At 70.3% G+C, this 18,784-nt stretch carries 15 protein-coding genes; 5 read left to right on the forward strand and 10 right to left on the reverse strand.

Annotated features, from left to right (window positions below; genetic code table 11):
• Positions 1-11 precede the first annotated feature (11 nt).
• On the reverse strand, positions 12-1,085 hold the full coding sequence (locus tag AC3AOF_RS07640) for an AbrB family transcriptional regulator (protein WP_488348125.1): 1,074 nt from the start codon (positions 1,083-1,085) through the stop codon (positions 12-14).
• A gap of 36 nt (positions 1,086-1,121) precedes the next feature.
• Complete coding sequence (locus AC3AOF_RS07645; RefSeq protein WP_488348126.1) at positions 1,122-2,087, reverse strand: LysR substrate-binding domain-containing protein; 966 nt, start codon at positions 2,085-2,087, stop codon at positions 1,122-1,124.
• 178 nt (positions 2,088-2,265) lie between these two features.
• Here AC3AOF_RS07645 and AC3AOF_RS07650 point away from each other — a divergent pair, with 178 nt between their 5' ends.
• The 4 genes from AC3AOF_RS07650 to AC3AOF_RS07665 all read left to right on the forward strand — a co-directional run bounded on the left by AC3AOF_RS07650 (position 2,266) and on the right by AC3AOF_RS07665 (position 5,447).
• Complete coding sequence (locus AC3AOF_RS07650) at positions 2,266-3,855, forward strand: catalase (RefSeq protein ID WP_488348127.1); 1,590 nt, start codon at positions 2,266-2,268, stop codon at positions 3,853-3,855.
• A gap of 147 nt (positions 3,856-4,002) precedes the next feature.
• Positions 4,003-4,503 carry a CCDC90 family protein gene (locus AC3AOF_RS07655; RefSeq protein ID WP_236991335.1) on the forward strand — a complete coding sequence of 167 codons (501 nt, stop codon included), beginning with the start codon at positions 4,003-4,005 and terminating at the stop codon, positions 4,501-4,503.
• Positions 4,504-4,543: 40 nt separating this feature from the next.
• The gene (locus AC3AOF_RS07660; protein WP_236991334.1) at positions 4,544-5,008 is read left to right on the forward strand and encodes a cupin domain-containing protein; all 465 of its coding nucleotides are present in this window, start codon (positions 4,544-4,546) and stop codon (positions 5,006-5,008) included.
• Between the two features lie 40 nt (positions 5,009-5,048).
• The gene (locus AC3AOF_RS07665) at positions 5,049-5,447 is read left to right on the forward strand and encodes a RidA family protein (protein WP_488348128.1); all 399 of its coding nucleotides are present in this window, start codon (positions 5,049-5,051) and stop codon (positions 5,445-5,447) included.
• Between the two features lie 240 nt (positions 5,448-5,687).
• Here the strand turns inward: AC3AOF_RS07665 and AC3AOF_RS07670 are convergent, their stop codons facing one another.
• The 8 genes from AC3AOF_RS07670 to AC3AOF_RS07705 form a co-directional block, all read right to left on the reverse strand.
• Complete coding sequence (locus AC3AOF_RS07670; RefSeq protein WP_488348129.1) at positions 5,688-6,533, reverse strand: metallophosphoesterase family protein; 846 nt, start codon at positions 6,531-6,533, stop codon at positions 5,688-5,690.
• Entirely contained in the window at positions 6,530-7,462 is a 933-nt protein-coding gene (locus AC3AOF_RS07675; RefSeq protein WP_488348130.1) for a diacylglycerol/lipid kinase family protein, read from the reverse strand. The genes AC3AOF_RS07670 and AC3AOF_RS07675 overlap by 4 nt, the downstream gene beginning before the upstream one ends.
• Before the next feature lie 364 nt (positions 7,463-7,826).
• A complete protein-coding gene (locus tag AC3AOF_RS07680; RefSeq protein WP_488348131.1) occupies positions 7,827-10,028 on the reverse strand; it encodes a 3-hydroxyacyl-CoA dehydrogenase NAD-binding domain-containing protein in 2,202 nt (733 codons plus the stop codon).
• A gap of 22 nt (positions 10,029-10,050) precedes the next feature.
• Entirely contained in the window at positions 10,051-10,584 is a 534-nt protein-coding gene (locus AC3AOF_RS07685; RefSeq protein ID WP_236991329.1) for a hypothetical protein, read from the reverse strand.
• A gap of 5 nt (positions 10,585-10,589) precedes the next feature.
• Positions 10,590-11,798: an acetyl-CoA C-acetyltransferase gene (locus AC3AOF_RS07690; RefSeq protein WP_488348132.1), complete on the reverse strand. Its 1,209-nt coding sequence runs from the start codon at positions 11,796-11,798 to the stop codon at positions 10,590-10,592.
• A 68-nt stretch (positions 11,799-11,866) separates the two neighbouring features.
• Positions 11,867-12,121 carry a hypothetical protein gene (locus AC3AOF_RS07695; protein WP_236991327.1) on the reverse strand — a complete coding sequence of 85 codons (255 nt, stop codon included), beginning with the start codon at positions 12,119-12,121 and terminating at the stop codon, positions 11,867-11,869.
• Between the two features lie 31 nt (positions 12,122-12,152).
• Positions 12,153-13,946: an acyl-CoA dehydrogenase C-terminal domain-containing protein gene (locus AC3AOF_RS07700; RefSeq protein WP_488348133.1), complete on the reverse strand. Its 1,794-nt coding sequence runs from the start codon at positions 13,944-13,946 to the stop codon at positions 12,153-12,155.
• Positions 13,947-14,164: 218 nt separating this feature from the next.
• Positions 14,165-14,626: a MerR family transcriptional regulator gene (locus AC3AOF_RS07705; protein WP_236991325.1), complete on the reverse strand. Its 462-nt coding sequence runs from the start codon at positions 14,624-14,626 to the stop codon at positions 14,165-14,167.
• Between the two features lie 587 nt (positions 14,627-15,213).
• Here AC3AOF_RS07705 and AC3AOF_RS07710 point away from each other — a divergent pair.
• Positions 15,214-18,726: an SEL1-like repeat protein gene (locus AC3AOF_RS07710; RefSeq protein ID WP_488348134.1), complete on the forward strand. Its 3,513-nt coding sequence runs from the start codon at positions 15,214-15,216 to the stop codon at positions 18,724-18,726.
• The last annotated feature ends 58 nt before the right edge of the window (positions 18,727-18,784 follow it).

Consider the following 18,784-nt stretch of genomic DNA (forward strand, 5'->3'; position numbering starts at 1 on the left):
GCCGGTCGGTCTCAGTGGGCCTCTCCGGCACTGCGAGAAATCCATTTCGCCACCATCGGGCCGGTGACGATGACCACGAGGAGACGCAGGGTCTGCACCGCCAGGACGAAGGACACGTCCGAATGGGTGCCGATCGCGATGATCGCCACCGAATCGAGCCCGCCCGGGCTCGTCGCGAGATAGGCAGTGAGGAGATCGATCGGCAGCAGGAAGGTGAGCCCGAAGGCCCAGAGCCCGCAGAGCCCGATCAGCCCGAAGGTCGCCACCAGCACCCCCGGCAGGGCGAACAAAGTCGCCCGCACGGTGGCGGGGGTGAAGCGCAGGCCCACCGTCCAGCCGATCCCCGCATAGGCGAGCGCGAGCAGCCAGGACGGCAGGGCCAGCTCGGCGAGGCCGGTCGAGTGGAGCGTGGCGCCCAGGACCAGCGGGCCGATCATCGCGCCGGCCGGGATGCGCAGGCGCAAACCCACCCAGGCGCCGATGCCCGCGACCGCGAGGGTGGCGAGGACCGAGAGCGGCGCCGGATCCATGCCGGAGCCGGGCGGCCCGGCGCTGCCCCCGGCGAGGAAGCGGGCGACCAGCGAGGCGGTGAGCGCCACGCAGGCGACCCGGACATATTGCATGAAGGCGACGAGGCGCGGATCGGCGCCGAACTCCTCCGCCATCGCCACCATGGCGGAGGCGCCGCCGGGGGAGGAGCCCCAGGCCGCGGTAGTGCCCGGCAGGAGGCGGATGCGGGTCAGCAGCCAGCCGGTCATCGACGCCGCCACGACGGTGACGCCGACCACCGCCAGGATCAGGAACCCGTCCTCGAGCAGCGTCGCGGCGATCGAGGCATTGACCGCATGCGCGACGAGGCAGCCGATCAGCGCCTGCGCGGCCTGGAAGCCGGGCTTCGGCACCCGGATCGACGCACCGCGCACTCCGAACGCGATGCCGGCGAGCATCGGCCCGAGCAGCAGGGCGGCCGGGAACCCGGCGAGATGGAACAGCCCCGACAGCGCCCCGGAGACCGCGACAAGGCCGGCCCACAGGGCAACGGCGCGGGGCAGCGAGCGGCGCGAATCCGGCGGGGCGGGTGGCATGGCGTCCTGGTGTTTCGGGGAAGAATCGCCCGCTCGCTATACGGAAATCGCAAGACTGTCGCGATCGATGCCCTCTGCCTCCGGCTGCCCGAGGGGCAGCGTTGCATCCGGCGCATGCTGGCGGAAGAACGCGGCGAGTTCGCGCAAGCCCCCGGTGCGCGGATCGCTGGCGCGCCAGGCGAGCGCGATGGTGCGCCGCGGGCCTTCCGGCCCGAAGGGGCGGCAGATCGTGAGCCCGGTCGGATCCGGCCCGGGCGGGGCGGCGAGCGCCGGCAGCAGGGTGTAGCCGGCGCCCGCTGCCACCATCGAGCGCAGGGTCTCGAGGCTGGTCGCGTGACGCCCGCTCGCCGGCCCGGCGCCGCAGGCCGCCAGCGCCTGGTCGCGCAGGCAGTTGCCCTCGTCGAGGAGCAGGAGGTCGGGCCCGGCGAGATCGCCCGGGAGCGGCGCCGGTTCGCCTGCAAAGGCGTGCTCGGCCGGACACGCGAGCAGGAACGGCTCGTCGAACAGCGGCACCACCGTCAGCCCGGCCTCGGGGATCGGCAGGGAGATCAGCGCCGCGTCGGTCCGGCCCTCGCGCAAGGCATCGAGGATTTCCGCCGTGCGCCCCTCGCTCAAGCCGAAGGCGAGGTGGGGGAAGGCCTGGCGCAGGCCGCGCAGCACCCGGGGGAACAGGTAGGGACCGAGCGTCTGGATCGCCGCCAGGACGAGGCGGCCGCGCAAGCCGTGCCCGCACCCTTCGCGCGCGAGGAGGAGCAGCGCTCTCGCCTCCGCCAGCACCGCGCGGGCCTGGCGCACCACCGCCTGGCCGTTCGGGGTGAGAAGCACCCGGCGGTTCGAGCGCTCGAACAGGACGAGGCCCAACGCCTCCTCCAGCTTGCGCACCTGCACGCTCAGGGTCGGCTGACTCACGGCGCAACGCTCGGCGGCCCGGCCGAAATGGCCCTCATCGGCGACCGCCACGACATATTCGAGATCCCGGAGGGACAGGCCGGCGACGTTCATAGGCTGTGTCTATCGGAGGTTTCGCAACGATGCATTTGTTTTCGGGTCGCTCAGCCTTCATACGCTGGAGCCAGACCAGTTCCAGGGTGTTGGCCGGCTGGCCGGCACCCCATGTGAGCGGTCTCTCGCACGGTGTCCCCGTCCCGGCACGCCGTGCCTGCCTGCCAGAGGAGTTTCCATGAGCGACCAACGCCCGATCCTGACGACCCGCCAGGGCCACCCGGTCCGCGACAATCAGAGCATGCGCACGGTCGGCGAGCGTGGCCCGGCGACCCTCGAGAACTACCAGTTCATCGAGAAGATCACCCATTTCGACCGTGAGCGGATCCCCGAGCGCGTGGTTCATGCCCGCGGCGCCGGCGCCCACGGCTATTTCGAGGCCTACGGCACGATCGGCGGCGAGCCGGCCTCCAAGTACACCCGCGCCCGCGTCCTCAACGAGACCGGCGTGAAGACGCCGATGTTCGTGCGCTTCTCGACCGTGGCCGGCGCCAAGGAGAGCCCCGAGACCGCCCGCGACCCGCGCGGCTTCGCGGTGAAGTTCAAGACCGTCGACGGCAACTGGGACCTCGTCGGCAACAACCTGAAGGTCTTCTTCATCCGGGACGCGATCAAGTTCCCGGATATGATCCACGCCTTCAAGCCGGATCCGGTGACCAACCGCCAGGAGGCCTGGCGCTTCTTCGACTTCGTGGCGGCGCATCCCGAGTCGATCCACATGGTGACCCACCTGAAGTCGCCCTGGGGCATTCCGGCCAATTATCGTGAGATGGAAGGCTCGGGCGTCAACACCTACAAGCTGGTCAACGACCAGGGCGTGGCGCATCTCTGCAAGTTCCACTGGATCCCGAAGCAGGGCGTGCGCAACCTGACCTCGGCCCAGGCCGCCGAGATCCAGGGCCGCGACGTCGGCCACGCGACCAAGGACCTGTACGACAACATCGCCGCCGGCAACTTCCCCGAATGGGAATTCGCCGTCCAGATCATGCCGGACGGCCCGAACGACCACCTGTCGTTCGATCCGCTCGACGACACCAAGCTGTGGCCGGTGGACCAGTTCCCCCTGCTGCCCTGCGGCCGCATGGTCCTCGACCGGGTGCCGGACAACTTCTTCGCCGATGTCGAGCAATCGGCCTTCGGCACCGGCGTGCTGGTCGACGGGATCGACTTCTCGGACGACAAGATGCTCCAGGGGCGCACCCTGTCCTACTCGGACACCCAGCGCTATCGCGTCGGCCCGAACTACCTGCAGCTGCCGATCAACGCGCCGGCGCCGGGCGTGAAGACCTCGACCAACCAGCGCGACGGCCAGATGACGTTCTACGTCGACGGCGTCGGCGAGAACAAGCACATCAACTACGAGCCGAGCACCCTGGCCCAAGGCCTGCGCGAGGCCCCGAAGCCCGCAAAGGAGTACCACCAGCCGGTCGAGGGCAAGCTCGGCCGCTACCAGGCCAGCCGCACCGAGGACGACTACACCCAGGCCGGCGTGCGCTACCGCTCCTTCGAGGCGTGGGAGCGTGAGGACCTGATCGCCAACCTGGTCGCCGACATGAAGGAATGCCCCGAGGCGATCCAGCTCCGGATGGTCTGGCACTTCTGGCATGCCGACGAGGATTACGGCCGCCGCGTCGCCGAAGGCGCCGGCATCGACCTCGAGAAGGCCAAGGCCCTTCCGCCGCTCCCGGGCCGCGCCGCCCCGGGCCAGCGCCTGAAGGCCGAGACCTACACGGATGGTTCGCAGGCCCATAAGGTCGCGGCCGAGTAAGGCTTGAGGCTGCAAGGGTTTAAGCGATGATGAGCCCCGCCCGGAACGATCCGGGCGGGGTTTTTTTTGACGTAGGGTAATAGTGGCGGTGAAACGGTCGAGGTGCTATCTTCGATTGCGGCACGATCGCGTGCCCGGGTGCCCCGCATGACTGCCGTCGCCTTCGATACGCTGAAGCTCGCCCGCACCCTGCGGGACAAGGCGAAGCTGTCGCCGGATCAGGCGGAAGGTTTCGCCGAGGCGATTTCCGATGCGGTACAGGGCGATCTCGCGACGAATTCGGACCTCAAAGCGTCGGAGGCAGTTCTTCGCGCTGACATCAAGGCCGTTGAGACGGGTCTGCGCGCCGAGATCAAAGAAGTCGAAACGAGCCTGCGCACCGCGATCAAAGAGGTCGAGACGAGCCTGCGCGCCGAGATCAAAGGGGTCGAGACGAGCCTGCGTACCGAATTCGCTGCTCTCCGTGCCGACCACAAGGCGTTCGCCAGCGATCTGCAGGGAATGGAGAAAAATCTGCGCTCTGAGTTCAAGGCGCACCTCTCGGAGACTCGGGCCGAGCTTGCCAAGTGGATGATCGGTGCGGTCGGCTTGCAGACCGTCGCCATCATCGGAGCGATGGTCACCCTGGTCCGCATCCTCAAGCCCTGAATCGGCGTTGTCCAAGGCCTGACCTGACGAGGAGCTTGCCATGGACACACCCGAACCCGGCACCGGCGCCACGATCGGCGGGATGCAGGTGCGCTATCTCGCCCGCAGCGACGCCACCCATGACGCGCTCGGCATCTACGCCGTCACTCTGGCGGCTCGCTCGCCCGGGGCGGGTTTGCACCGCCATGCCCGGCTCACCGAGGCGTTCGAGGTGCATGAGGGCGCGCTCACCCTGCGGCTGAACGACCGCGACGTGACGGTGGGCCCGGGCGAGTTCGTGCTGGTGCGCCCCGGCGAGCCGCATGCCTTCGCCAATCGCGGCGACAAGCCGGTGCGCTTCACCCTGACCTTCACCCCGGCGCTCCACCGCGAGGGGTTCTTCGAGGGGCTGGCGGCTCTGGCGGCCGAGGATCGGCTGCGCGACGAGGATGCGATGCGGGCCCTGATGGCGGCCTACGACCAGGAACCGCTCGCCGGATTCGAGGGCTGGAGCGAGGTGGGCTGACGCGCCATGGTCTCGCCCTGACGAATCGGGAGGGCAGGGCATGCGGCGGCGGATCGACGGCGGGTCGAGCTTCGAGCGGGATTACGGCTATTCCCGCGCGGTGGTGCAGAACGGCTTCGTGTTCGTCGCCGGCACCACCGGCTACGATTACACCGCGATGACGATGCCGGAAGAGGCCGCCGCCCAGACCGAGGCGTGCTGGCGCACCATCGCGGGCGTGCTCGACGAGGCGGGCTCGTCGCTGGAGTACGTCGTGCGCGCCACCTACTATGTCACGGACCGCAATGACGCCGAGGCGGTGCTGACGGTCTGCGGCCGGGTCCTGCGCGAGATCCGCCCGGCCGCGACCCTGGTGGTGGTGGCGGGATTGCTGCGACCGGAGATGAAGGTCGAGATCGAGGTAACGGCGGTGATGGCCGGCCGGATCTCGACGATCTAGAGAGCTTCACGATCGCGTTGCAATCGCGAAGCTCTCCAAGTCCTTGTTATACCAACGGCCCAGGATGCTGACGCATCGGGCCGTTGAACCATCTCGAATTTTCGACCCCAAGCCAAAGGCTTGGCGAAAATTCGAGAACGGAACCAAAGGTCGTTTTCAACGACCGTTGGTATTATGCCGCATTTTCTGCGACGAACCGGTTTCCACTTCGTCGGAAAATGCTCTAACGGTCGCTCAGCCTCACTCCTTCGCTGCGCACCGCGCCGCGCCGGATTCTGCCGCGTCGCACCAGTCCGTGCCGGTCCACAGCCGCACCTGCACGGTGGCGACGCCGTTCTCCACGGTGATGCGGTTATAGGCGTTGGGCTCGTTGCCGCGCAGCCGGGTCGAGGTGGCGGAGCCGGCCTGGACCGCCAGCAGCCGCCGGCCGGTCGCCTTGGCCTCCGGCCGGTCGATCTCGGCCTTCGGGCCGTCCGGCGTCGGCTCGGCGAAGCGGGCATAGCCGCGGTGAAGATGGCCGGCGAGCGTCAGGCCGACGCCGCGGCGCTGGAAGGCGTCGAGCGCGTCGTCGGCGTGTCCGACCAGGCGCGCCTCCTCGTCCCAGGGCGGCGGCATGAACGGGTGGTGGCCGACGACGATGCGGAACAGCCCCGGGGGGAGGGCGTCGAGCTTCGCTTCCGTGCGCCGGATCTGCGCGTGGGTGATCTTGCCCTGCGACCAGTCGGTCTCCGGCGCCCAGGTCCTCACCGTGTTGAGGCAGACCACCGCGATCTCGTCGTCCTGGAAGACCGGCTCGGTCTCGGGCGCGACGTAGCGCTTGTAGCGCCGGAACGGATGAAAGAAGCGTTGCCAGAGCCGGAACGGCGAGATGTCGTGGTTGCCCGGCACGGCGATCCAGGGATGCGGCAGCCGGTCGAGGAAGGCCTTGGCCTCCAGGTATTCCCGGGTACGGGCGCGCATGGTGAAGTCGCCCGAGATGATGATGAGGTCCGGGCGGTCGCGGGTCAGCTCCGCCACCAGGCCTTCCACCACCGCCGGGTCGGTGCGGCCGAAATGCAGGTCCGAGATATGGGCGATCCGCCTCACCGGGGATCCTCCGCCGGCACGAGGACCCGGAGGGCGGAGGCGCGAAGGCGGTAGCGCAGGGGTGGGGCGATCAGCACGACCTCTCCGTCATTCATCACCCGGACGGCGCGGCCGCGGGCATCGAGGGTCACGGTGTCGGTCTCGTGCCGCTCCAGCTCCGGCAGGCGGCGCCACTCGCCGATCGCGAAGCCGAGACCGAGGCGCACGAGCCGCGCCGCCGACAGGGTCTCGACGAGGTAGAGCGTGAGGTGCCCGCCGTCGACGCCCGCCCGCGACAGAACCTCGCCGAGGCCTTCCCGATAGTCGCCGCAGACCACCGCGAGCGTCCGGAAGCGGACCTTCCGGGTTCGGCCGTCGAGGGTGAGCACGGCCCGCTCCCGCGGGTAGCGCCCGAGATGGCGCAGGAGGCCCGCCGCCATGCGAGCCACGTCGAGAAGGCCCATCCGGCCGCGCTTCGCCTCGCGGTGGCGCGCCAGCCGGGCCGGCATGCCGAGCACCGAATTGATCAGGAAGACGTGGCCGTTGACCTCGCCGGCATCGATCGTGCGCACGATGCCGTGTGCCAGCACGGCGATGGCCGCGTCGAGGTCGAGGGGAAGCCTCAGATCCTTGGCGAGCAGGTTCATCGTGCCGAGCGGCAGGATGCCGAGGGGCACGTCCCGGCCGGTCAGGACCTGCGCGGCGCAGGCCAGGGTGCCGTCACCGCCGGCCACCGCCACGGCGTCGATGCCCGGCATGGTCGCCGCGGCCTCCAGCCGGTCGGGCAGGTTTGCTTCGGGCTGCGGCTCGGCCACTACCTCCAGGCCGGCCGCCCGCATGCGCTGGCGCAGGGCGTCCGGCGTCAGGACGCCATCGACCAGGGAGCCCGCCGCACCATTCGCCACCAGCACGATCCGGCGGGTGGGCGCTTCACCACTCTGATTCGTCACGAGACCATCCCGAGCGGCGGAGGCGCCGCCCCGGGCAGGATGCCGGTCCTGCATCTCAGGCAGATGGCAGAGTCGGTTTCGCGAAGCCCTTGCTTGCTGGCGCTGACCATTTGATCATCCTCCGAGTCATTCCGGGGCCGCGAAAGCGGAGCCCAGAATCCAGACACTCAGGTCGCCCAAGAAAAAGCGGACAGCGTTCCACCCTTTCCTGAACGTCCTGCGGTTCTAGATTCCGGGCTCCGCTACGCGGCCCCGGAATGACGCAGTGAATGTCAACTCGGTTGGGCCAAGTCGATCATACGACCCATGACATCGAGAAGAGATCATGGGTTGGAGACAATTCGAAATCAGCTTTGGCAGAGCCTCACGCCGCCTTCTTCGCCGCCTCGCCGTAGAAGGTGCCGCCCGTCTCGGCCATCGCCACCAGCGTCGCCGGCGGGGCGAAGCGGGCGCCGTGCTTGGCCTCCAGCGTGCGGCACAGCTCGACGAACCGGGCCGCCCCCATGAAGTCGATGTAGGACAGGGCGCCCCCGGTGAACGGCGCGAAGCCGAAGCCGAGGATCGAGCCGACATCGGCCTCGCGCGGATCGGTGACGACTCCCTCGCCGAATGTGCGGGCCGCTTCCAGCGCCTGGGTGACGAGAAGGCGCTGCTTCAGCTCCGAGAAGTCCACCAAATCCGGGTCGAGCCTGGTCTCCTGGAGGCCCGCTAAGCCCGGCCAGAGCTTCTTCGATCCCTGCTCGGGGTAGTCGTAGAAGCCCTTGCGGTTCTTGCGCCCGAGCCGGCCTTCGCCCTCGACCAGCGCCGTGAGCAGGCGCTCCTGGTGCGGATTGATGGCAGCCTCGTCGACCTGCGCCTTCGTCGCCTTGACGATCTTGAGGGCGAGGTCGACGCCGACCTCGTCGTTGAGCGACAGCGGGCCGACCGGCATGCCGGCCTGGCGCCCGGCATTCTCGATCATCGCCGCCGGCACGCCCTCGGCCAGCATCAGGTGGCCTTCGAGGATGTAGGCGCCGACGCAGCGGTTGGCGAAGAAGCCGCGGGCGTCGTTGACGACGATCGGGGTCTTCTTGATCGCCCGGACGTAGTCGAGGGCCACCGCCAGCGCCCGCTCACCCGTCGCTTGGCCCATGATGATCTCGACCAACATCATCTTCTCGACTGGCGAGAAGAAGTGGATGCCGATGAACTGCCCGGGCCGCGACGAGGCCTTGGCGAGGCCGCTGATCGGCAGGGTCGAGGTGTTGGAGGCGAAGATCGCGTCCGGCCCGATCACCGCCTCGACCTTGGCGATCACCTCGGCCTTGACCTTCGGGTCCTCGAACACCGCCTCGACCACAAGGTCGCAAGCAGCGAGCGCGCTGTAATCACCCGTGGCGGTGATGCGCGAGAGCAGGGCGTCGCGGTCGGCGGTCTTGGCGCGGCCCTTCATGATCTGGTCGGAGACCAGCTTGTGGGCGTAAGATTTGCCCTTCTCGGCCGCTTCCGCCGACTGGTCGACCAGCACGACCTCGAGCCCGGCATTGGCCGAGACGTAGGCGATGCCCGCCCCCATGAAGCCGGCGCCGACGACGCCGACCTTCTTCAGCTGCACCGGGCCGACGCCCTTCGGCCGGCGGGCGCCCTTGTTGAGCTCGCCCATCGACAGGAACAGGGTGCGGATCATCGCCGCCGCTTCCGGCGAGCGCAGGATCTTGGCGAAGTACCGGCTCTCCACCTTGAGCGCCAGGTCCATCGGCAGTTGCAGGCCCTCGTAGACGGCGTGCAGGATCGCCTTGGCGGCGGGGTAGTTGTCGTGGGTCTCGCGGCGATAGATCGCGTTGGCCGGCGGCCAGGTCATCATGCCGGCGGGCGAATAGACCTTGCCCGACGGCGCCTTGAACTTCGGCTGGTCCCAGGGCGCGACGGCCGAGCCGCCGGCCTTGATCCACTCACGCGCCTTCTCGACGATCTCGGCGCGGGGCGCGACCGCGTGGACGAGGCCCATGTTGCGGGCCATCAGCGGGCGGATCTGCTCGCCCTTGAACAGCATCTGCAGAGCGTCGCCGGTCTGCATCAGGCGGGCGACGCGCTGGGTGCCGCCGGCGCCCGGGAACAGCCCGACCTTGATCTCCGGCAGGCCGACCCGGGTCTTGTCGTCGTCCGACAGCACCCGGTGATGGCAGGCCAGCGCCAGCTCGAAGGCGCCGCCGAGGCAGGTGCCATGGACGGCGGCCGCGAACGGCTTCCCGCAGGTCTCGAGCTTGCGGTAGAGCAGGGTGAGCCGGCGCGATTCCTCGAAGAAGAAGGTCATCGCCTCCTCCTCGCCGCGCTCGCGGGCCAGCCGCGCATATTCGGCGCCGATCCCCTGGAGCATGGTGAGGTCGGCGCCGCCCGAGAAGGTGTCCTTGCCCGACGTGATCACGCAGCCCTTGATGGCGGCGTCCTTCACCACGGCGTCGACGATCCGGTTCAACTCGTCCATCACCTCCCGGGTGACGACGTTCATCGAGCGGCCCGGCATGTCCCAGGTGGCGAGCGCCACGCCGTCGGCATCGGTCTCGAAACGGAAGTTCGTGAGGTTCATGGCGAAGGCCTTGTGAGATCGATTACGGCTTGGCAGGAGCGGGGGCGGGAGCCGGCGGGGGCGCGGGGGTCGGCATCGGAGCCGGCCCGCCCTGCGGCGTCTGGCCGTTGCCCTGCTGCGACAGGGCCGCCAGCGAGAGCAGGTTCATCATCTTGGTCACCGCATCCTTGGTGATCGTGGTCACCATCGAGGTCGGGTCGGCGTTGAGCGCCTGGAACTTCTGGTAGACCGGGTCGTCGTAGATCCCGGCCAGCCGCTTCAGCTCGGCGGCGTCGAACTTCTGGGCGTATTCCTTCGAGAGCTGGTCGACGAGGGTGTCGCGCTCCTCGGCGAAGGTCTTGTCGAGTTCCGGGCGCATCTTGCCGGCTTGCTCGGCGCTCAGCGAGGCGAGGGTTTTTTCCTCGGCCTGCTTGAACGCCTGGGTCAGGTTGCGGGCGACGGTCTTGGTGACGATGTCGCGGGCGAGCGTCAGGCGCTCGTCGTCGGCCCGGGCCGGGCCGGCGAGGACCAGCGCGAGGGCGAGGCCGGCGGCGAGGTGGGGCAGGGGACTGCGCATTGCTGTTACACCCGCTCGATGATGGTGGCGGTGCCCATGCCGGCGCCGATGCAGAGGGTGACGAGCGCCGTCTGTTTTCCGGTGCGCTCCAGCTCGTCGAGCACGGTGCCGAGGATCATCGCCCCCGTCGCGCCGAGGGGATGGCCGAGCGCGATGGCCCCGCCATTGACGTTGACCTTGGCGGCATCGACGTCGAAGGCCTGGAGGAAGCGGAGCACCACCGCCGCGAAGGCTTCGTTGACCTCGAACAGGTCGATGTCACTGACGCTCATCCCGGCGCGCTTGAGCACCTTGCGGGTCACGTCGACCGGGCCGGTCAGCATCAGGGCCGGGTCCGAGCCGATATTGGCGAAGGCCCGGATGCGGGCGCGGGGCTTGAGGCCCGCCTTGGCGCCGGCCTCTTGCGAGCCGATCAGCACCGCGGCGGCACCGTCGACGATGCCGGAGGAATTGCCGGCATGGTGGACGTGCTCCACCGCCTCGACATCCGGATGCGCATCGACCGCCACCGCGTCGAACCCGCCCATCTGGCCCATCTGGACGAAGGAGGGCTTGAGGGCGGCGAGCGACTGCATGTCGGTGCTCGGCCGGCGATGCTCGTCATGGTCGAGGAGCGTCAGGCCGTTGACGTCGCGCACCGGCACGACCGATTTCTTGAACCGGCCGTCCTCCCAGGACCGGGCGGCGCGCTTCTGCGACTCGACGGCATAGGCGTCGCACTCGTCGCGGGAGAAGCCGTACTTGGTGGCGATCAGGTCGGCCGAGACGCCTTGCGGCATGAAGTACGACTTGATGGCGATGGCCGGGTCGACCGGCCAGGCGCCGCCCGACGCCCCGATGCCGATGCGGCTCATCGATTCGACGCCGCCGCCGACCGCCATGTCGTGCTGGCCGCTCATCACCTGAGCGGCGGCGAAGTTCACCGCGTCGAGGCCCGAGGCGCAGAACCGGTTGATCTGCACGCCCGGCACGTGGTTGCCGTAATCGGCCACCAGCGCCGCCGCTCGCGCGATGTCGCCGCCGGCCTCGCCGACCGGGTCGACGCAGCCGAGGATCACGTCGTCGACGGGCGTGGTGTCGAGGGCGTTGCGGTCCTTGAGGGCGCGGAGCGCCGTTTCGGCGAGGCGGAGCGCCGTCACCTCGTGCAGCGAGCCGTCGGGCTTGCCGCGGCCGCGGGGCGTGCGGACATGGTCGTAGATGTAGGCGTCGGGCATGGGGCGTCTTCCCGGAATAATCGTGCGGCGGCCCCGAGACGGGGCGCCGGGGAGGAGGAGCGCGCCGGTCAGGCGCGCTCCGCTTCGATGCGGGCGATACGGCGCTCGTGGTCGTCGAGGCGATGGACGAGGGCCCCGAACCCGGCCACGACCGCGTGGGTCAGGCCGGTGACGCGGGTGTCGAGTTCGTCGATGCGGGCTTCGACATGGTCGAACCGGCTATCGACCTTGGCTTCCAGCCGTTCGACCTTGCGTTCGAGCTGCTCGATCGACCCGCGGATGGCGCGAAGATGTTCGAGGACCAGGTTCTCGGGTTCGGCCATCGCGGCAGGCTCCGTGGATACGGGCCGGAGCCTAGAACAGCTCCGCCGGCACCGCCATGACGGCGTCGGATCCGGCCGAGATGCGGGCGAGCCGGGTGCCGGTCTCCGGCAGCACGCGCTCGACGTAGAACCGGCCGGTGGCCAGCCGCGCATCCAGGCGCTCGGCGATGCCCTCGCCTGAGATCTTCTTCTCGGCCGTCGCCTTGGCGATCCGGCCCCACATGTAGCCCATGGCGACGAGACCCATCAGGTGCATGTAGTCGGTTGCCGCGGCACCCGCGTTGTCGGGCTTCGCCATGGCGTTCTGCATCAGCCACATCGTCGCCTGCTGCAGGTGGCCGAGGCTCTTCATCAGGGGCGCGCAGAACACCTTGAGGGTCTCGTCCCCGGCATTCTCCTTGCAGAAGCCTTCGACCTCGGCGAGGAAGCGCATCATCGCCCGGCCGCCGTCGCGCGGCAGTTTCCGGCCGACCAGGTCCATCGCCTGGATGCCGTTGGCGCCCTCGTAGATCTGGGCGATGCGGGCGTCGCGCACGAATTGCGACATCCCCCATTCCTCGATGTAGCCGTGGCCGCCGAACATCTGCTGGGCATCGACCGCGTTGGCGAATCCCCGGTCGGTCAGGACGCCCTTCACCACCGGGGTGAGGAGGCCCATGTGGTCCTCCGCCGCCTGGCGGGCGGCCGGGTCCTCGGAACGGTGGGCGATGTCGGCCTGGAGCGCGGTCCAGATCACGAGCGCCCGTGCGGCCTCGTTGAAGGCCCGGATGTTCATGAGCGTCCGGCGCACGTCCGGATGGACGATGATCGGGTCGGCGGGCTTCTCGGGCGCCGCGGCGCCGGTGAGCGCCCGGCCCTGGAGCCGGTCGCGGGCGTAAGCCACGGCGTTCTGATAGGCGACCTCGGACTGGCCGAGGCCCTGGATGCCGACGGCGAGCCGCGCCTCGTTCATCATCACGAACATCGCGTTGAGGCCGCGATTGGCCTCGCCGACGAGCCAGCCGGTGGCGCCGTCGTAGTTCATCACGCAAGTTGCGTTGCCGTGGATGCCCATCTTGTGCTCGATGGCGCCGCACGACACCCCGTTGCGGGCACCCACGGTCCCGTCGGGCCCGACCAGGAACTTCGGCACCACGAAGAGCGAGATGCCCTTGGTGCCGGAAGGCGCGCCCTCGATCCGGGCGATCACCAGGTGGACGATGTTCTCGGACAGGTCGTGTTCGCCCGCCGAGATGAAGATCTTGGTGCCGGTGAGCGCGTAGGAGCCGTCGCCGTTCGGGACCGCCTTGGTCTTGAGCAGGCCGAGATCCGTGCCGCAATGCGGCTCGGTCAGGTTCATCGTTCCGGTCCAGGTGCCCTCGATCATCTTGGGCAGGTAGGTCCGCTTCTGCTCCTCGGAGCCGTGGACCAGCAGGGCCGCCATGGCGCCTTGCGTCAGGCCCGGATACATGCCGAGCGCGGTGTTGGCGCCGGACACGAATTCCTGCATCACGCTGTTGAGGGTGTGGGGCAGGCCCTGGCCGCCATACTCGGCCGGCATCGACAGGCCCATCCAGCCGCCGCCCGCATAGGCGTCGTAACCGGCCTTGAAGCCCTTCGGCGTCGTCACGCGGCCGTCGGGGTGGCGGGTACAGCCCTCCGTGTCACCGATGCGGTTGAGGGGCGCCAGTACCTCCTCGCAGAGCTTCGCGCCCTCGGCGATCACGGCCTCGACCACGTCGGGCGTCGCGTCGGCAAAGCCGGGCAGGTTGCTGTAGCGCGCGAATCCGAACACGTCGTTGAGGAGGAACAGCACGTCCTCCACCGGCGCCTTGTAGCTCGGCATGTTTCCCCCGCTCCCACGCTTGGTCCGCGGCGATTCCCGCGGCGAGATAGTTCATATGTAAACTATCTCGGTGTGGAACGGCAAGGGGTGGTCCGGCGCGTGGCCAGGTTTCACCGGTGACACGGTTGACGATTCGACATCGAGGGGTCGAACCTGGATGGCTCGATCCCGGCGGCGCCCGCCCCCGCAGAGCGCCGCCCGGTTGGTTCGCGCGCCGCTCAGGCGGTCGCGACGGTCTTGCCGTAGCCGCGCAGGGCCTCGAGCGCCCGCTCGATCTCCGCCTTCTGGTTCTCCAGATGGGCGATCTGCTCGGCGACCTGGGCCGGCGAGAGGGCGAGGGTCGCGCCGGGGCCGGCCTCGGCGAGCTCGTCGCCGTCGACCATCGCGGCGATCTCACGCAGGGTGAAGCCCAGCTCCTTGCCGCGCAGGATGGTGGCAAGGCGCGAACGGTCATCCTCGGTGTAGAGGCGGGTGGTGCCGCGGCGCTGCGGATGCAGCAGACCCTTCGCCTCGTAGAAGCGCAGAGCCCGCAGCGTCACGCCGAACTCCTCGGCGAGGTCGCCGATGGTGAGAGTCGCCGGAGCGGTCGAGCGTCCGGCCGGCCGGCCGGTGCGCGAAGCGGACCCGCCGGAGCGAGCGGGCGCCCCCCTGCTGCCCTCGGTCTGCCGATCATAAGCCATGCCGATTCCCCCGTTGAGACACGCGCACTGTCCGTACCAGCGACGCCCCACGGACGCCTCTGTGACACAAAGAAGGTCAAATGACCTACCTAAGGGAAAGGTAACGTCAACTTGAGCGTGTGTTACTTACGGTAAAATACCATATGTGCCAATCGCTTATGACATAAATCACATTACCGTTATGTGGACAAAAATCGGCAGGCGCAGCCCGAAATGCCCGCCGCGAACGCAGGAGTTCGCGCGGGAGTTGTGAGCATAAATCGACCATCATTGGGTTGCGCGCGCAACGATCGGGGGAGTCCCGACCTGCCCGAACGGAGGTTCGAGCGGACCACGGTGATCTCGTCGCGATCCTCGCGCGCGCGGAGGTCCCGCGGAGGTCCCGCGAAGGTCCGTCCTGCCCATGAGCGGACGCAAGGTCGTCGCTTAACTGCTTATTTACCCTGCCGCTCGAAAGTGCCGACAGGAACCTTTTCAGGCCGCTGCCACTGACCGGATCTTCAGGATCGAGCGGGGCGCGGGGTTCCTGCCGGTGACGAGCCGGCGCCTGTCCGCGAGATCCTTCGGCCCCTTGCGCAGAGCCCGCTATGAGACGGACCGCTCCTACACTCGACGCTTTCGACCCGGAGTTGCGCGATGCCGCCCGCGAGGCTGCACGCCGCGCCGGGTTGTCCGTCGACGAGTGGCTCGCCGAGGCGATCAGCGAGGGCTCGGCCCGTGCGGGCGTACGCCAGCAATCGCGCCGCACCGCCGGCTCTCGGCGCACGCGGCAGGACGTTTTCCAGGGGGCCGACATCGCCGAGCCCCGGCGGCCCGAGCGGAGTTGGCAGAACGACGCTCCGCGGGTGCAACGGCCGCGCCACGGGCGGGGCCATGCCCCGGAGCAGGCGGCCGAGCCGGCGCTGCTCCAGACCAATTCACTCCAGCCGGCGCCGGTCCAGACGACTCGGGTGCAGGCAGCCCCGCTTCAGGTTCCCTCGGCGCAGGCCGCCGCGCTCGCCGGCGCTCCGGCCGGCGACCCGCAGCTGATCGAGGCGGTGGCGGCGATCGGCCGGCGCCTCGACGCGATCGACCAGCGCATCGGCGCGAGCCGCGATGCCGCCGACGAGGCCGTCGCGAAGGCGGTGCAAGGCATCGAGGCCCATCTCGCCGAGAGCGCCCCGCTCGAGGCCGCACCGCGGCCGGCCGGCCGGCGCGGCCGGCCTGCGCCCAACAGCCTCGCCGCCGCGGTGGCGGAAATCCGCCAGCGCCAGCAGCAGCTCGACGACGGCGCCCCCGAGGAGGATCAGGAGATCCTGGTCGACGGCCTGCGGCGCGACCTCGCCCGGGTGATGGAAACGACCGAGGCCGCCGCCGACAAACTCTCCCCGGCGATCGCCGGGCTGCAGGCCGAGACCTCGCGCCTGCGCGATTCGATCGGCACGCTCGCCACCAGCGGCGACCTCGTGACCCTGGAGCACGCGGTCCGCACCCTGGCCGACGAGGTGCAGCGGGCCCGCGAGCCGGCCGACCTCGTCGCCATCGCCGGGCCGATCGACCTGATGCGGGTCCAGGTCGGCCGCCTCGCCGAGGACGTCGCCGCCAACGTCCATGCCCGCGTGGCCCAGGACGTCGAGCGCCTGGCCCAGCAGGTGGACGGGGCGATGGGCGGCGACCGCGCCGGTCTCGCCGATCGCGACGCGATCGCCAAGCTGTTCAGCGAACTCGACGAGATCCGCGGCCGGCTCGCGGTTCTCGCCGAGCCGGCCCGGGTGCAGAATCTCGCCCAGTCGGTCGACGAACTCACCGAGACCGTCACCCGGCTCGGGAACGGCATGCTCGACAGCCCGGCCCTGATGAACGAGCTGCGGCCGCTGCTGGAGGAGATCCGCGAGGGCGTGCGGGCGCCCGGCGCCGACGCGCCGGCCCTGGCGCAGGGCATCGCCGAGCTCGACCGCAAGCTCGACGACCTGCGGGCCGAGCGGCGCGAGCAGCCGAACGCCACCGGCGCCATCCTCGGCCGCATCGACGCCCTCTCGGCCAAGGTCGATCAGGTCGCGGCGGTGACCACCGTCGGCGACGTGATGGATCGGCTGGAGCAGATCGGCGACGCCCTGCGCCAGCCGGCGCTGCCGAGCAGCGACCTCGCGTCGATCCACGGCATGCTGCGCGGCCTCGCCGACAAGCTCGACCGGGTCGGGCAGGGGGCGGGCGGCGAGGCCCTGGACGGCCTCGAGCGGCAGGTGCTGGCGCTCGCAGGCCGCATCGACACCCGGGGCAGCGACCCGGCCCTGGCGGGCCTGGAGCGCACCATGGGCGACCTCCTGGCCCAGGTCGCGCTCCTGCGCGACGAGGCGCCGATCCAGGCCGCCGCGGAGCGCGCCGCCCGCAGCGTCGCCGACTCGATCGGCGCCGAGCGCAAGGACTCGTCCGTCTCCGATGGCCTCGGCGGGCTTCAGGCGGTCCTGGCCGACATGCGGGCGCAGCAGGCGGCTTCCGACAAGCGGCTCCAGGCCACCATGGAGGGCGTGCATTCCGCCCTCGAGCAGCTGGTCTCCCGGCTGACCCATCTCGACGGCGCGCCCCGGAGCGAGGCGGCCGCGCCGGTCGCCGACGCTGCCCCGGCCCGCACCGCCCGCAACCTGCGCGATTCGCTGCGCGAGACCACCGCGCCGGCGCCCGAGGCGCGCCCGGCCCGGCGGCCGGACGCGCCCCGCGCCGGCACGCCGAGCCCGGCCGACGAGATGATCGAGCCCGGCGCACTTCGTCCGCGCCAGCCGCAGGGCGAGGCCTCCCCGGCTCCGGAACTGCCGGCCGGCGACATCAAGGCGAGCTTCATCGCGGCCGCCCGCCGCGCCGCCCAGGCCGCCGCGGCCGAGGCCGCCGGGGCCGGCCAGACCCCGCCCGCCGTCGAGCGGACCGGCGAGGCCAAGGGCAGCCTGGTCGAGCGGCTGCGGGCCGCGATCGAGCGCCGTCGCCGGCCGCTGCTCCTCGGCATCGCGGCGATCGTGCTGGCGCTCGGGACGCTGCAGGCCCTCCAGAACTCGGGGTCGCGGGTCGCCGCGCCCAAGGTCTCCCAGGAGGCCGCCGCGCCGGTCGATCCGGCGACCACGCAGGCCATCGGCGCGCTCGCCCTGCCCAAGGGCACGCCCCCGGTCGCGGCCACCGACGCGCCGGACGCCAAGGTCGCCGATACCAAGGTGCCCGACACCAGGGTGCCCGACACGAAGGCCGCGGATGCGAAGCCGGCGGCCGCCAAGCCCGAGGCGACCCCCCAGAAGGGCGCCGAGGCCGGCCCGGAGACCGCGAAGCCCGCCCTCGCGGCCAAGGCTGCTCCCGCAGCCAACCCGGCGCTGCCGCGGGTGACCGACATGGCGTCCCTGAGCCACGACCTCGCCGGCGTCCCGGCCGGGGCCGGCTCCCTGCGCCAGGCCGCCCTCGAAGGTGACGGTGCGGCGATCTACGAACTCGCCAGCCGCTCCGTCGACGGCCGTGGCCTGCCGCGCGACACCGCGCTCGCCGCCAAGCTGTTCGACCGCCTGGCCGGCGCCGGCTACGCCCCGGCCCAGTACCGCCTCGGCAGCCAGTACGAGAAGGGTCTCGGCCTGGTCCGCGACCAGGAGAAGGCGCGGCTCTGGTACGGCCGCGCGGCGATGCAGGGCCATGTCCGGGCGATGCACAACCTCGCGGTGATGCTGGCCGAATCCGGCGGCGCCGGCGGCAAGCCCGACTACACCTCTGCGGCGACCTGGTTCCGCAAGGCCGCCGAATACGGGGTGCGCGACAGCCAGTACAACCTCGCGGTGCTGCTCGCCCGCGGCCTCGGCGTCACCCAGGACCTGCCCCAGGCCTATGGCTGGTTCGCGGCGGCGGCAGGGCAGGGCGACGACGATGCCGGCCGCAAGCGCGACGAGGTGGCGGGCAAGCTGGCGCCGAAGGAGTTGGCGGCCGCCCGCAACGCCGCCGAAGCCTGGAAGGCGAAGACGCCCGACGCAGCCGTGAACGATCCGCCGGCCGCCCGCGTCGAGACCGCGGCGAATCCGGGTGCCATCTCGCTGATCGGCGCGCCGCCGCCCCTCAGCGTCGGCAAGGGGACCGGGACGGGCACCGGCAAGGTGTAGTCGCGGAGGCAGGATCCGCCGACGGGCGCGGACCGGGTACGGTCCGCGCCCGTCGGCG

This window comes from Methylobacterium sp. 142-1Y, from assembly GCF_057747795.1.

What these genes read in the sequence shown, in the direction of transcription:
- AC3AOF_RS07640 (WP_488348125.1), bottom strand. Translation starts at nt 1,085, where the DNA reads ATGCCACCCGCCCCGCCGGATTCGCGCCGCTCGCTGCCCCGCGCCGTT.
- AC3AOF_RS07645 (WP_488348126.1), bottom strand. Translation starts at nt 2,087, where the DNA reads ATGAACGTCGCCGGCCTGTCCCTCCGGGATCTCGAATATGTCGTGGCG.
- AC3AOF_RS07650 (WP_488348127.1), top strand. Translation starts at nt 2,266, where the DNA reads ATGAGCGACCAACGCCCGATCCTGACGACCCGCCAGGGCCACCCGGTC.
- AC3AOF_RS07655 (WP_236991335.1), top strand. Translation starts at nt 4,003, where the DNA reads ATGACTGCCGTCGCCTTCGATACGCTGAAGCTCGCCCGCACCCTGCGG.
- AC3AOF_RS07660 (WP_236991334.1), top strand. Translation starts at nt 4,544, where the DNA reads ATGGACACACCCGAACCCGGCACCGGCGCCACGATCGGCGGGATGCAG.
- AC3AOF_RS07665 (WP_488348128.1), top strand. Translation starts at nt 5,049, where the DNA reads ATGCGGCGGCGGATCGACGGCGGGTCGAGCTTCGAGCGGGATTACGGC.
- AC3AOF_RS07680 (WP_488348131.1), bottom strand. Translation starts at nt 10,028, where the DNA reads ATGAACCTCACGAACTTCCGTTTCGAGACCGATGCCGACGGCGTGGCG.
- AC3AOF_RS07685 (WP_236991329.1), bottom strand. Translation starts at nt 10,584, where the DNA reads ATGCGCAGTCCCCTGCCCCACCTCGCCGCCGGCCTCGCCCTCGCGCTG.
- AC3AOF_RS07690 (WP_488348132.1), bottom strand. Translation starts at nt 11,798, where the DNA reads ATGCCCGACGCCTACATCTACGACCATGTCCGCACGCCCCGCGGCCGC.
- AC3AOF_RS07695 (WP_236991327.1), bottom strand. Translation starts at nt 12,121, where the DNA reads ATGGCCGAACCCGAGAACCTGGTCCTCGAACATCTTCGCGCCATCCGC.
- AC3AOF_RS07700 (WP_488348133.1), bottom strand. Translation starts at nt 13,946, where the DNA reads ATGCCGAGCTACAAGGCGCCGGTGGAGGACGTGCTGTTCCTCCTCAAC.
- AC3AOF_RS07705 (WP_236991325.1), bottom strand. Translation starts at nt 14,626, where the DNA reads ATGGCTTATGATCGGCAGACCGAGGGCAGCAGGGGGGCGCCCGCTCGC.
- AC3AOF_RS07710 (WP_488348134.1), top strand. Translation starts at nt 15,214, where the DNA reads ATGAGACGGACCGCTCCTACACTCGACGCTTTCGACCCGGAGTTGCGC.